Here is a 13,153-nt window from a genome sequence, read left to right as displayed (position 1 = left end):
ATTGACTAGGAATTTAGCCTAATTGCACTATAATAAGCCTATCCTTTGTGATAGGCTTTTTTGTCTATTTAGATAAAGTGCGGTCGGTTTTTCATTAATTTTTTATGAGGGATACAAATGAGCGAGATCTATTATTGCTACTATTCATCACCAATCGGGCGGTTATTGATGATAAGCCAAGACAACAAACTCACCAATTTAGATTTTGAAGCGGAGCAAATCGCCCCCAATCCAAAATGGATTTTACAGCCCGATCTCCCGCTTTTTATTCAGGTGTCGGAAGCCTTAACCCGTTATTTCAATGGGGAAAAAGAAACCTTTGCCGATATTCCCCTCGCTCCGCAAGGCACGCCATTTCAGCAAAGCATTTGGCAACAACTTTGCAAAATCCCTTATGGGGAAACCTCAAGTTATGGTGAACTCGCTCACCGTATTAATAACCCCAAAGCGGTGCGAGCCGTTGGTGGTGCGGTGGGGAGTAATCCGATCAGCATTATCATTCCTTGCCACCGCATTTTGGGGAAAACTCGCCAGCTAACAGGCTTTGGCGGCGGCTTGCCCGCTAAACGTCATTTGTTGCAGTTGGAAAAAATTTCTTATGTGGATAAAGGCGTAGAATACGTTAAGCAAAAATTATTGAAAAAATACAAAAACTAAGCTCAAAAACGACCGCACTTTATGAATAGCCCAAAAACGGAACAAGACTTACTCGCCCTCGCACAATCGCTCGCGGGGCTGACCTTTGGGGAACTGGCACAAGATCTATCGCTTCCCGTTCCGCCCAATTTGAAGCGAGATAAGGGCTGGGTTGGCACGTTGCTTGAAACCGCATTAGGGGCAACGGCGGGGAGCAAAGCAGAGCAAGATTTCGCTCATCTCGGCATCGAACTCAAAACCATTCCCATTGATAGCCAAGGCAAACCGCTAGAAACCACCTTTGTCAGCCTTGCCCCATTGATTCACAATAGCGGTATCACTTGGCAATCTTCCCACGTTAAGCACAAATTATCCAAAGTGCTATGGATTCCCATTGAAGGGGAACGGCATATTCCTTTAGCACAACGGCATATTGGGCAACCAATTTTGTGGCAACCCTCCCGCGAGCAAGAGCAACGCTTACAACAAGATTGGGAAGAACTGATGGAATATATTGTCTTCGGTCGCCTTGATGAAATCACCGCACGCCTTGGCGAAGTGTTGCAACTTCGCCCAAAAGGGGCGAATAGCAAGGCATTAACCAAAGGCATCGGACGCAACGGCGAAATCATCGACACCTTACCGCTCGGCTTTTATTTACGCAAAAATTTCACCCACGAAATTTTGCAACAATTTCAACAGCCCCGCTGATTTTCCTTTGCATAAATCTTAGAAAGCAATATATCATAGCCATTTCATTTCAAAATACACAACGCAACAAGCCGAAGATAGAATAAATTCGTAACGCGATATGATTTTGACTCACACGGCTCATTTTAAGGAAACAACTATGTTTGATTGGCTCACCAGCCCCGAAGCTTGGGTGGCTTTATTTACGCTAACTGCGTTAGAAATTGTACTTGGCATTGATAATATTATTTTTATCAGCATCTTAGTCGGGCGTTTGCCCGAAAAACAACGCCAATCAGGGCGGATTATTGGGCTGGGGCTTGCAATGGCAACGCGAATTTTATTGTTGCTTTCCCTCTCTTGGCTGATGAAATTAACCACGCCACTATTTGAAATTTTTGCTCAACCCATCTCAGGGCGAGATTTAATCTTGCTCGTGGGAGGCTTATTCTTAGTCGCAAAAAGTACGCACGAAATCCACCACGCAATGACGCCTGAAGAAGAGGAGGAACAAAGTGCGGTGAAAAAAGTGAATTTTTTTAGTGTGTTAATCCAAATCGCCATTTTGGATATTGTTTTCTCATTGGACTCGGTGATTACTGCCGTGGGAATGGCAAGCCAAGTAGGCGTGATGATCTTAGCCATTGTCATCGCCGTTGGCGTAATGATGCTTGCGGCAAAACCGATCGGGGATTTTGTTGAATCCCACCCCACTTTAAAAGTGCTAGCCCTCTCATTTCTCATCTTAGTGGGCGTGGCATTAATCGGCGAAGGGTTAGATTTCCACATTCCAAAAGGCTACATTTATTTTGCAATGGGCTTCTCTGTTGTGGTGGAAATGATCAACATTAAATTGCGTAAACGGTTGATTAAACGACTATAGTACTTAAACATATTATTATAAAAGTTCAGCGTAAGGTGTTTATCTAAAGATTGGGTAAATAGTACGCTGATACAAGCTAACAAGGAATGTTTTAAGCTTGAACGACTATTATACCCAATGCGGTTAAATAACAAGAATTATTATCTAATTATCAACTACTTAAATATATTACGAGGTTGTTTAACACGTTTAAATTGGCTGATTAATAATACGAGTAATAATAAAGTATAAAACGCAAAAATCACCACAATCCATTGTGCCATAGAGAAACCTAAAAATGACCAAGTAATCTCCGAACAAGATCCCGTTGGGTTAAATACAGCTGGTAACCAACGATCTAGTGGTAAAGTTTGCGGGAATTCAGCTATATAAGAGCATTGATTCCAAGGTGCTGGATACAGTTGGTAATCAACGTGCTTAATCGCTAATAACAGTCCCTTCACCGAACTTCCTAGCCCTCCTAGCAAGGCTAATAGGCGTAGAAGCAATGCTCTTGGGTAAAGTAAACCAAGCAATGCTGAAAAACTCAATCCGACTAACGCAACACGTTCGTAAATGCACATTACACAAGGGGCTAACCCCATTCCGTGTTGAAAATAAAGTGCGGTGCTTTCTAGGGCTAATGTTGATACAAGTAAAAGCAACCAGCCACCACGATTCATTGATAATTGTTTAAAATATTTCAGCATTGCAACTCCTTGTTATACAGGCGTGATTAATCCAATTTGCATTAAAAGTTGGGTTAAAGTGGGTAGGAAAAACTCTACCATTATCAGTCCAACTAAAGAAAGTACTATCGTATAAGGTAGTGCCATATAAACCATTCTTCCGTAAGATAAACGAATTAATGGTGCAAGTGAAGAAGTCAGCAAGAATAAAAATGCGGCTTGTCCATTTGGTGTTGCAACCGATGGCAAGTTCGTCCCAGTGTTGATGGCCACGGCAATTAATTCAAATTGCTGTGGTGAAATAATCTGTTGTTCTAATGCCACTTTTGCTTCATTAATATAAACTGTTGCGACAAACACGTTATCGGAAATAGCAGATAATACCCCATTGAAAACATAGAACAGCATTAACTGTATCTCTTCCGAAGCTGAAAGCACAAGGTTAATAATAGGAGCAAACAGATGCTGATCTATAATCACTGCTACAACGGAGAAGAATACAACGAGCAATGCAGTAAATGGCAACGATTCTTCAAAGGCTTTACCAAGTGCGTGTTCGCTGGTAATTCCACAAGCAGATGTACATAAAATAATTACGCTTAGTCCGATTAACCCTACAGCGGCTAAGTGAAAGGCTAAACCAATCACCAACCACAAGCCCACTAAGGCTTGGATCACCAATTTAATACGCTCTTGATTGTTCATTTTAAGCTGGCGGTTACGGTCAAATTTAGCCAGTACGCCCCACACTTTACGCGGAAGTTTTGCACCATAACCAAATAAACGGAATTTTTCTACTACAAGGCAGGTCAATGCACCACAAAGTAAAATTGGCACAGTAACCGGTGTCATACGGAAAAAGAATTCGCCAAACCCCCATTTTGCTTGTTCTGCAATGATAAGATTCTGGGGTTCCCCCACCATTGTCATTACGCCACCCAATGCTGTTCCCACGGCAGCGTGCATCATTAAGCTACGCAAAAAGGCACGAAATTCTTCCAAGGTTTCGCGACGGTTGCCAATGTGCTTATCATCATTAATGTCATCAGAATCATCGAATTGTTTACCTGATGCCACTTTATGATACACGCCGTAGAAGCCCATTCCTACGCTGATGATGACAGCGACCACGGTTAATGCATCTAAAAACGCCGAAAGAAATGCAGCACTCAAGCAAAACGCAAGAGAAAGGGTAATTTTAGAACGGATACTGAGCAACAATTTTGTGAAGATAAACAGTAGCAACTGCTTCATAAAGTAAATGCCTGCTACCATAAACATCAGCAGTAAAATGACTTCAAAATTTGCCATAATTTCTGCTTTAACGTGTTCAGGGTGAGTCATTCCAATCATCACCGCTTCAATGGCTAACAGCCCACCGGGTTGTAATGGATAACATTTCAATGCCATTGCAAGGGTTAAAATAAACTCTGCAACCAACACCCAGCCAGCAACAAAAGGGCTAACACAAAAAAACAAAATCGGATTTAAAATTAAAAATCCGACTATTGCCAATTTGTACCAATCAGGACTTGCCCCTAAAAAATTTTTCAAAAACGCTTGTGTATAACTCATCATTTACAACCTTAATATAAAATAAAAAAATAACTGTACTAATTGTAATATATCCACCTTTCAAGGATAATAAGAAATCTTTATTTTGTTATCTATATCACAAATTTTCCAAAAATCTACAAGTAAAAAGTATGAATAATCACCATTCTATTCTTAAAGCTCAAAGCCCTGCTGGTTTGGCGGAAGAATATATCGTAAAAAGTATTTGGAATAATCATTTTCCTCCGGGTTCAGATCTCCCCGCTGAACGAGAGCTAGCAGAAAAAATTGGGGTAACAAGAACCACGCTTCGCGAAGTGTTGCAGCGTTTAGCTCGCGATGGTTGGTTAAATATTCAGCACGGCAAGGCCACAAGAGTGAATAATATTTGGGAAACAGCTGGCCCTAATATCATTAGCACTTTGATCCAACTGGATAAATCCACAATCCCCGTGATTATCACCAATGTGGTTTCCCTGCGAACAAAAATGGGCGAGCAGTATATTCCCGAAGCTATTCAAACAGATGCAACTGCTTCATTAAAACTATTTGAAAACTTACCGCACTTAGTAGATACACCGCAAGCCTATGCGGAGTTTGAATATCATCTATACCGCTCATTTACTTTTATTGCAAACAAACCTGTTTACGGTTTAATTTTGAATAGCTTTAAGGATCTTTATTACCAAGTTGCTTCACTATTTTTTCGCGAAGAAAAATCCCGCCAATTCACTTTACAGTTTTATCAAACCCTCCGCCAAAGTTGCGAACAAGGTAATGTTGAACTTGCCATTCAATGCCTAGCCGAAAACCGCGAGCGTAGTAGCAGCATTTGGAAAGCAATGTTACATCATTTGCCTGAGGATTTTGGGGAATAACGCTATATTTGAAGAGATTATAGAGGTTTCAAAAAAAACGCCAGCTTCCACTGGCGTTTTTCCATACGTTACTGGCGATAATGTTCTAAAAAGCGTGCTAGCCTCGTTAAAGCGTCATCAAGTTGATGGACATAAGGCAAGGTTACAATGCGGAAATGATCGGGGGCGTGCCAGTTAAAGCCGCGTCCGTGTACTAACAGCACTTTTTCCTGACGCAATAAATCCAGCACCATTTTTTCATCATCGTAAATATTGAATTTTTTCACATCAATTTTAGGGAACATATACAACGCCCCCATCGGTTTCACACAACTGATCCCCTCAATTTGATTAATCATTTCAAAGGCTTTATTTCGCTGTTCTAACAAACGCCCGCCTGGGAGAATAAACTCATTAATGCTTTGATAGCCGCCCAATGCGGTTTGAATGGCGTGTTGCATTGGGTGATTGGCACATAAACGCATTGAGGCAAGCATATCCAAGCCCTCAATATAGCCTTTGGCGTGGTGTTTTGGACCATTTAAAATCATCCAACCTTGACGAAAACCCGCAACGCGGTAGGCTTTTGATAAGCCATTAAAGGTAATCGTTAATAAATCAGGGGCAAGGGCGGCGATATGGTGATGAACCGCACCATCGTATAAAATCTTGTCGTAAATTTCATCGGCGAAAATGATGAGGTTGTGCGTTCGCGCAATTTCTACAATGCCTTTCAACAAATCTTCACTATACACCGCTCCCGTTGGATTATTCGGATTAATCACCACAATCGCTTTGGTGCGAGAGGTGATTTTACTTTTAATGTCTGCCAAATCAGGAAACCAATCCGCTTGCTCATCGCAAAGATAATGCACCGCTTTCCCACCCGCAAGGGTAGTCGCTGCCGTCCATAGGGGATAATCAGGCATTGGGATCAACACTTCATCATCATTATTCAGCAAGGCTTGTAACGACAAAGTAATCAGCTCAGACACCCCATTGCCAATATACACATCATCAACAGTTGCCCCTTTAATACCCTTCGATTGATAATATTGCACAATGGCTTTACGGGCGGAATAAATCCCCTTGGAATCGCAATAGCCCTGTGCCGATGGTAAGTTGCGTAAAATATCCACCAGCACTTCATCTGGTGCTTCAAAGCCAAAAGGTGCCGGATTACCAATGTTCAATTTAAGAATTTTATGCCCCTCTTCCTCCAAGCGAAGTGCTTCTTTATGCACGGGGCCGCGAATATCATAGCAAACGTGTTCTAATTTATCTGATTTAGGGAATTGTTTCATTGTGGTAATCCTTGTTGCGATACAGAAATAGTGCAAATGTCTTTTAGCGTAAATTTCACCATTCGATTTCAAAAAAATTGGCTTTTTTCCCCGCACTTTACGCTTATTTTGCAAAGATGGAAAGATTTTGTAAAAAAATCTCTGAAAGTGCGGTAGAATTAGCCCTTATTTTTAACTTATTTTTCTGGCAAAGACAACGCTTTTTCAATGGATAATTTGCAATCAATAAAACAATGGTTTATGGATCAGCTTTACAACGCTTCTGCCACTCAGCAGGGCATTGCCTGCGTGGAGTATGTGGCAGAAATGGATCTGAATTTATTAAGCTGGTTAAAAGGGCAAACCATCTATCCACAATGTTATTTGCATTTTCGCGACAGCCCCACCATCTTCGCGACGATTGGAAAAGTGCGGTCATTTTTGAGCCTAGATTTGGCACAAGCGTTCATTCAACAAACTACTTATCCGCTCGTGGGTGGCGTGCAGTTTTATGGCGAATGCCAGTTTATCTTGCCACGTCTTTTGCTCTTACAACAAGAAAACAAGCTAAAAATTCAACTGTTTATAGATAATAACCAGCCTTTCGCACAAGAATATGAAGCCTGTGCTGTGGCATTAAAAACCTTTGAAAAACACACCGCACTTTTGCCGATTCGCCAATCCATTCATTTTGTCAAAAAATGGGCGGAACAAGCCGAGTGGTGTGATTGGGTGGAAAAGGCATTAGACCAAATTCAGCAAGGGCGGCTGAATAAAATCGTTCTCACCAATGAAACTTTGTTCCAATCTGAAGGGGCGATTGATGCGAAGGATTTTTTGGCGGAAAGTGAACGCTATAATGTGGGTTGCTACCATTTTTTATTTGCCGAAAATGCGGATCGTGTTTTCATTGGCTCAAGCCCAGAGCGATTATATCAACGCATTGACCATACGCTCCAAACGGAGGCGTTAGCTGGCACGGCGTTAGTGGGGGAAACGAAGCAGGAAACCCAACAGCACGCTAACTGGCTATTGCAAGATGAAAAAAATATCTACGAAAATCAATTAGTGGTCGAGGATATTCAGCAGCATTTAGCCCCTTATAGCCAGCAAATTCAGATTGCTGAATTAGGCTTGAAGCCGCTGCGACAAGTGCAACATTTAAGACGGCAAATCTGCGTACAACTTCAGCCCGAATACGGCGATAGCACCTTGTTAGCCGCCATTCACCCCACCGCCGCGGTGGCAGGCTTTAGGCGAGATGAAGCCCTAGCCTTTTTACGCCAAACGGAAACCTTTGATCGCCATTGGTACGCGGGAACATTTGGCATTATGAGCCAAAAATGGGCAGAATTTTGCGTAACCATTCGCTCCGCATTCATTGAACGAGAGCAAATTCGCGTTTTTGCGGGGGCAGGGATTGTTGAAGGCTCAATTCCCTTGTTAGAATGGCAAGAAATTGAACGTAAAGCCTTAGGATTAATTTCATTATTACAAGAATAAGAAAGGGAGAATACTATGTCAGTGAGTGTATTTAATCGTTGTTGGTCAAAAGTGATCTTAGAAACACTTGTGCGGCAAGGTGTTAGCCATTTTTGTATTGCTCCTGGTTCACGCTCCACCCCGCTCACATTAGAGGCAGCACGCCTTGAACAAGGGGGACGAGCAAAATGCCATACGCATTTTGATGAACGCGGTTTAGGCTTTCTCGCTTTAGGCTTAGCCAAGGCGAGCAAAAAACCAGTGGCGATTATCGTAACCTCAGGAACAGCAGTGGCGAACCTTTATCCTGCGGTGATCGAAGCCCGTCAAAGTGGGGTGAATTTAATCGTGCTGAGTGCGGATCGCCCGCCTGAGTTACTCGAATGCGGAGCAAATCAAGCCATTTTGCAACAACATATTTTCGCTGATTATCCTGTGGCGAGTATCAATCTGCCTCGACCAAGCCAAGATTATGCCCCAAATTGGCTGATTTCCACGTTGGAACAGGCTTGTTATCGTCAACGAAATCAAGCGGGCGTGGTGCATATCAATGTGCCATTTGCTGAACCGCTGTATGAAGCCAATGAGGACGCGATTGATCATCACCCTTGGCTTGCTCCATTGCAAACTTGGTTTAATCAACATAAAAGCTGGAACAACTACCAAAAACCACAAAAAGAAGTGGTAATGCACGAAAATTGGGATCACTGGCGAACCCAACGCGGAATTATTTTGGTTGGCAAGCTCCCTTTGGAGCAAGCAATGGGCATTCGTGCTTGGGCGGAAACGCAAGGCTGGATTATGCTCACCGATATTCAATCAGGCGTTGAGTCAACGCTCCCTTACGCGGATATTTGGCTGGCGAACAAAACCGTGCAACAAAAATTATTGCAGGCGGACATTGTCGTGCAATTCGGTTCGCATTTTATCAGCAAACGGATTAATCAATTTATGTCAGCCTTCAAAGGGGAATATTGGATCGTTGAGCCTTCTGATAAGGCAGTCGATCCCCATCATCACGCCCACACTCGCTTTAACGGCAAAATTCATCATTGGTTGCGTTCTCACCCGCCATTGCGTCAAAAACCTTGGCTGTTAGAGCCAATCGCTCTCGCCAAATTCTGTGCGAGCTTTGTAGAACAGCAAGTAGGGGGCAATCTCAATGAGGCTTCACTTGCACACCATTTAGAGCGTTTACTGCCGAGTAACGGCATACTCTTTTTAGGCAATAGCCTGTTTGTGCGTCTAGTCGATGCCCTCACAAAATTGCCTGAAGGTTACCCTGTTTACACCAATCGCGGTGCAAGTGGCATTGATGGCTTATTCGCCACCGCAGCGGGCTTGAGTATTGGCTCAAATCAACCGCTTGTGGCAATGCTAGGTGATACTTCCGCCCTTTACGATCTCAACTCCCTTGCCTTGTTCAAACAGGTCAATCAACCGACCATTCTGTTTGTGATCAATAATAATGGTGGAGCGATTTTTGATATGCTACCTGTGGATGAGGAAATGAAAGAGAAATTTTATCGAATGCCGCATAATCTTGATCTTTCACACGCCGCGGCAATGTTTGATCTCAAATATGCCCGCCCTTACACTTGGGCAGATTTGAGTTCCGTTCTCAAACAAGCCTACTTCCGCCGCGAAACCACCTTAATTGAAATTAAAGTGAACAGCACGGACGGCAGCACCATTTACAAACGCCTAATTGAACAAATTAGCAACGCGGTTATCGGTGCTTAACACAGAGGCGGAAAAATGATGCCTCACCTTGTTTTCTTGCACGGTTTACTCGGTACGAAAGCTGATTGGAAAAACGTCATCAAAAACTTACCGCACTTTACTTGCACCGCTCTCGATCTCCCCTTACACGGGGAGAATAAAGGGCTTCGCGTAACCAATTTTACTGAAACCGCCAGCGTGTTAAGCGAGCAAATTCAAAGTGCGGTGGGAAATCAACCGTATTTTTTGGTGGGCTATTCACTCGGCGGACGGATTGCTCTTTATTACGGCTTAGAAGCCAAGGTTGCAAAAGGAAATTTACAAGGGCTTATTTTAGAGGGAGCAAATTTAGGCTTATGCACGGAACAAGAACGACAACAACGCTGGCAAAATGATTGTCTTTGGGCTGAACGCTTTGCACAGCAACCGCCTCATCAAGTGTTAGAAGATTGGTATCAGCAACCGGTTTTCGCTCACTTAACCGTTATACAACGGCAACGCCTGATCCAACTACGCCAGTCCAACTGTGGTGAGAACATCGCTCAAATGCTCAAAGCCACCAGCCTCGCCAAGCAACCTGATTTCCGCCCAAAAGTGCGGTCAAATTCTCTACCCATTTTTTATCTGTGCGGTGAAAAAGATAACAAATTCCGCCGAATGGCTGAAGAAAACCTGCTCAATTATCACCTAATCCCCAACGCAGGACATAATGCCCACCTCGAAAATCCCCAAGCGTTTGCAGAAAAGTTAGTGTTGTTAATGAATAGTATAGCCGTTTAATAATAAAGCCCTGTAATTCAGGGCTTCACGAGATCATGCAGTATAATTCAAAAGAATATAAAAATACCCGCTGTATAGCCAGCGGGTATTTAGATTTTTTATCACAAAAGTGCGGTGTAAATTAAGCGAGAATTTTGTCTAGCTCGGCACTCACTGCTTCCACTTTTTGCGTGCCGTCGAGGCGGAAATATTGTGTGTTGCCCGCGGCGGCTTCTGCTTGGTAGTAATCCACTAGTGGTTTTGTGGTGTTGTGATACACTTTCAAACGATCTAACACGGTTTCAGGTTTATCATCAGCTCGAATAATCAATTCTTCGCCCGTTACATCGTCTTTGCCTTCCACTTTTGGTGGGTTGTAAATAATGTGATAAGTGCGTCCAGAGGCTTGATGTACACGGCGGCCGCTCATTCGCTCAACAATCACTTCATCAGGCACATCAAATTCTAAGACATAATCAATGCTGATCCCCGCATTTTTCAAGGCATCTGCTTGCGGAATGGTACGCGGAAAGCCGTCTAATAAAAAACCTTTCTCGCAATCTGCTTGTGCGACTCGCTCTTTCACCAACGAAATAATGAGATCATCTGGCACAAGTTGCCCCGCGTCCATTAGGGTTTTAGCTTGTTTGCCTAATTCTGTTCCCGCTTTGATCGCCGCACGCAACATATCGCCCGTTGAAATTTGCGGAATGCCAAATTTGTTCATAATAAATTGTGCTTGTGTGCCTTTTCCAGCACCTGGTGCACCTAGAAGAATAATTTTCATAATCACCTCATTAATCAAAAATGTGGCAATACCATACCTTTATTGCCCCAAAAACTCAATACTCGCATAACGATATGGATCAATTTTACTCAAAATAATAACGAAAAAGTGCGGTGATTTTTTTGTATGTTTTTGGGAGGATTAGAGCGTGTCGTTTTTTAGTGGTTAAATAAGTGTAGTTTGATCTCGCAGTGAAATTTTTTCGCTTTCAGACTAGCCACGCTTAATCGTTTTAGTTAGAATTCGTTTATTTTATTAATCGCAATTAAGAGGACAATCTTATGAATTTCCCCAATATCGCTAAACAAGTGATTGAAAAACTGGGCGGCAAAGACAATATTAATGCTTTAGCCCATTGTGCGACGCGTTTACGCATTGTCGTGAAAGATGAAAACAAAATTGACAAACAAGGCATTGAAAATATTGACGGGGTGAAAGGTCAATTCTCGGTGTCTGGGCAATATCAAATTATTTTTGGTTCGGGAACGGTAAATAAAGTTCACGATGAAATGGCAAAACAGCTCAACATCGGCGATATGACCAAAAACGAAGTGGCACAAGCCTCGGCGGACAATCAAGGGCTACTAATGCGTTTAGTGAAAGGCTTGGCAGATATTTTTGTGCCGATTATCCCTGCGATTGTGGCAGGCGGTTTGTTAATGGGTATTCACAGTATGCTCACGGCTCAAGGGTTTTTCTGGGACGTGCCACAAGCCTTACGCGATTCAGGGCAACCTATCACGGGTTATTCTGTTGTGGATCGCTTCAGCAATCTTTCTGATTTGGTTGATTTTATTAATACCATTGCTAACGCACCCTTCGTTTTCCTTCCTGTGCTACTCGGTTTTTCCGCAACACGCAAATTTGGTGGAAACCCATTTTTAGGGGCAGCATTGGGAATGTTGTTGGTTCACCCCGCATTAGCTGACGGCTGGAATTATGCCCTCACCGCCGCACAAGGCAAAATTACCCACTGGAATGTCTTCGGTTTAGAAATTGAAAAAGTGGGCTATCAAGGCACAGTGATTCCAACCTTAATTTCCGCTTGGGTATTGGCAACCTTAGAAAAAACCTTCCGCAAATTTATCCCTTCTTATTTAGATAACCTTATCACCCCAATGTTCTCGCTATTTATCGCGGGATTATTAGCATTTACGGTGATTGGGCCTATTGGACGTGAAGCGGGGGATTTGATCACCATCGGCTTAACTTGGTTATATGATAAACTTGGCTTTATCGGCGGTGGTATTTTCGGAACATTCTATGCTCCAATTGTGATTACAGGTATGCACCAAACCTTTATCGCGGTGGAAACGCAACTGCTTTCTAATATGGCATTATCAGGCGGTACATTCATCTTCCCAATCGCCGCAATGTCTAACATCGCACAGGGTGCGGCTTGTTTAGGTGTGGCATTCGCATTGAAAGATCCAAAAGTACGTGGCTTAGCCGTGCCTTCAGGGATTTCCGCATTATTAGGTATCACCGAACCCGCAATGTTTGGGGTGAATTTACGCTATCGCCAAGCATTCCTAGCCGCAATGATTGGCTCAGGTTTATCCAGTGCGTTTATTGCCTTCTTCAATGTAAAAGCACAAGCGTTGGGAGCGGCAGGGTTGTTGGGGATTCCATCTATCAAACCAGATAGCCTTGCGATGTACAGCATTGGAATGGTGATTTCCTTTGTTGTTGCTTTCAGCCTTTCTGTGATTTTGGTCAAACGAGCTCAAGTAAAATAAAAAAGCAAATACGAAGAAAAGCAGATCCCCGATCTGCTTTTTTATATTTAAGAAGGCATAGGAAATTCACCATCGTGTTAAACCTGCAAGGAA

General features: G+C 42.9%; 12 protein-coding genes. 8 read left to right on the top strand and 4 right to left on the bottom strand.

Features of this window, described 5'->3' with window-relative positions; translation table 11 throughout:
• Positions 1-117 precede the first annotated feature (117 nt).
• From HBL79_RS06195 to HBL79_RS06185, 3 genes are all read left to right on the top strand, one after another.
• Entirely contained in the window at positions 118-657 is a 540-nt protein-coding gene (locus HBL79_RS06195; RefSeq protein ID WP_035686823.1) for a methylated-DNA--[protein]-cysteine S-methyltransferase, read from the top strand.
• A 21-nt stretch (positions 658-678) separates the two neighbouring features.
• Complete coding sequence (gene mutH, locus HBL79_RS06190; protein ID WP_035686820.1) at positions 679-1,347, top strand: DNA mismatch repair endonuclease MutH; 669 nt, start codon at positions 679-681, stop codon at positions 1,345-1,347.
• 139 nt (positions 1,348-1,486) lie between these two features.
• Complete coding sequence (locus HBL79_RS06185; protein ID WP_035686819.1) at positions 1,487-2,209, top strand: TerC family protein; 723 nt, start codon at positions 1,487-1,489, stop codon at positions 2,207-2,209.
• Positions 2,210-2,364: 155 nt separating this feature from the next.
• Here HBL79_RS06185 and dsbB read toward each other — a convergent pair whose 3' ends face one another.
• Both dsbB and nhaB read right to left on the bottom strand, forming a co-directional pair.
• Positions 2,365-2,898 (bottom strand): disulfide bond formation protein DsbB, encoded by a 534-nt coding sequence (gene dsbB / locus HBL79_RS06180; protein WP_035686817.1) that lies wholly within the window; start codon positions 2,896-2,898, stop codon positions 2,365-2,367.
• A 12-nt stretch (positions 2,899-2,910) separates the two neighbouring features.
• Positions 2,911-4,452 carry a Na(+)/H(+) antiporter NhaB gene (gene nhaB / locus HBL79_RS06175; protein ID WP_035686815.1) on the bottom strand — a complete coding sequence of 514 codons (1,542 nt, stop codon included), beginning with the start codon at positions 4,450-4,452 and terminating at the stop codon, positions 2,911-2,913.
• A 131-nt stretch (positions 4,453-4,583) separates the two neighbouring features.
• Here nhaB and fadR point away from each other — a divergent pair, with 131 nt between their 5' ends.
• Entirely contained in the window at positions 4,584-5,309 is a 726-nt protein-coding gene (fadR, locus tag HBL79_RS06170) for a fatty acid metabolism transcriptional regulator FadR (RefSeq protein WP_167316917.1), read from the top strand.
• Between the two features lie 68 nt (positions 5,310-5,377).
• Here the strand turns inward: fadR and HBL79_RS06165 are convergent, their stop codons facing one another.
• On the bottom strand, positions 5,378-6,592 hold the full coding sequence (locus tag HBL79_RS06165) for a pyridoxal phosphate-dependent aminotransferase (protein ID WP_035686813.1): 1,215 nt from the start codon (positions 6,590-6,592) through the stop codon (positions 5,378-5,380).
• A 207-nt stretch (positions 6,593-6,799) separates the two neighbouring features.
• Between HBL79_RS06165 and HBL79_RS06160 the strand changes: the two genes are divergently transcribed.
• Genes HBL79_RS06160 through menH form a run of 3 tightly spaced genes read left to right on the top strand, consistent with a single transcriptional unit; the run spans position 6,800 to position 10,555 of the window.
• Entirely contained in the window at positions 6,800-8,074 is a 1,275-nt protein-coding gene (locus HBL79_RS06160) for an isochorismate synthase (protein ID WP_035686810.1), read from the top strand.
• Between the two features lie 15 nt (positions 8,075-8,089).
• Complete coding sequence (gene menD / locus HBL79_RS06155) at positions 8,090-9,796, top strand: 2-succinyl-5-enolpyruvyl-6-hydroxy-3-cyclohexene-1-carboxylic-acid synthase (protein ID WP_035686807.1); 1,707 nt, start codon at positions 8,090-8,092, stop codon at positions 9,794-9,796.
• Positions 9,797-9,814: 18 nt separating this feature from the next.
• Positions 9,815-10,555 carry a 2-succinyl-6-hydroxy-2,4-cyclohexadiene-1-carboxylate synthase gene (gene menH / locus HBL79_RS06150; protein ID WP_035686895.1) on the top strand — a complete coding sequence of 247 codons (741 nt, stop codon included), beginning with the start codon at positions 9,815-9,817 and terminating at the stop codon, positions 10,553-10,555.
• A gap of 121 nt (positions 10,556-10,676) precedes the next feature.
• Here menH and adk read toward each other — a convergent pair whose 3' ends face one another.
• Positions 10,677-11,321, bottom strand: a complete 645-nt coding sequence (adk, locus tag HBL79_RS06145; RefSeq protein WP_035686804.1) for an adenylate kinase — start codon at positions 11,319-11,321, stop codon at positions 10,677-10,679.
• Positions 11,322-11,602: 281 nt separating this feature from the next.
• Here adk and HBL79_RS06140 point away from each other — a divergent pair, with 281 nt between their 5' ends.
• Complete coding sequence (locus HBL79_RS06140; RefSeq protein ID WP_035686802.1) at positions 11,603-13,060, top strand: sucrose-specific PTS transporter subunit IIBC; 1,458 nt, start codon at positions 11,603-11,605, stop codon at positions 13,058-13,060.
• The last annotated feature ends 93 nt before the right edge of the window (positions 13,061-13,153 follow it).

This window comes from Avibacterium paragallinarum, assembly GCF_011765605.1.
GTDB lineage: Bacteria > Pseudomonadota > Gammaproteobacteria > Enterobacterales > Pasteurellaceae > Avibacterium > Avibacterium paragallinarum.
This window is presented reverse-complemented; position numbering and strand designations above follow the sequence as displayed.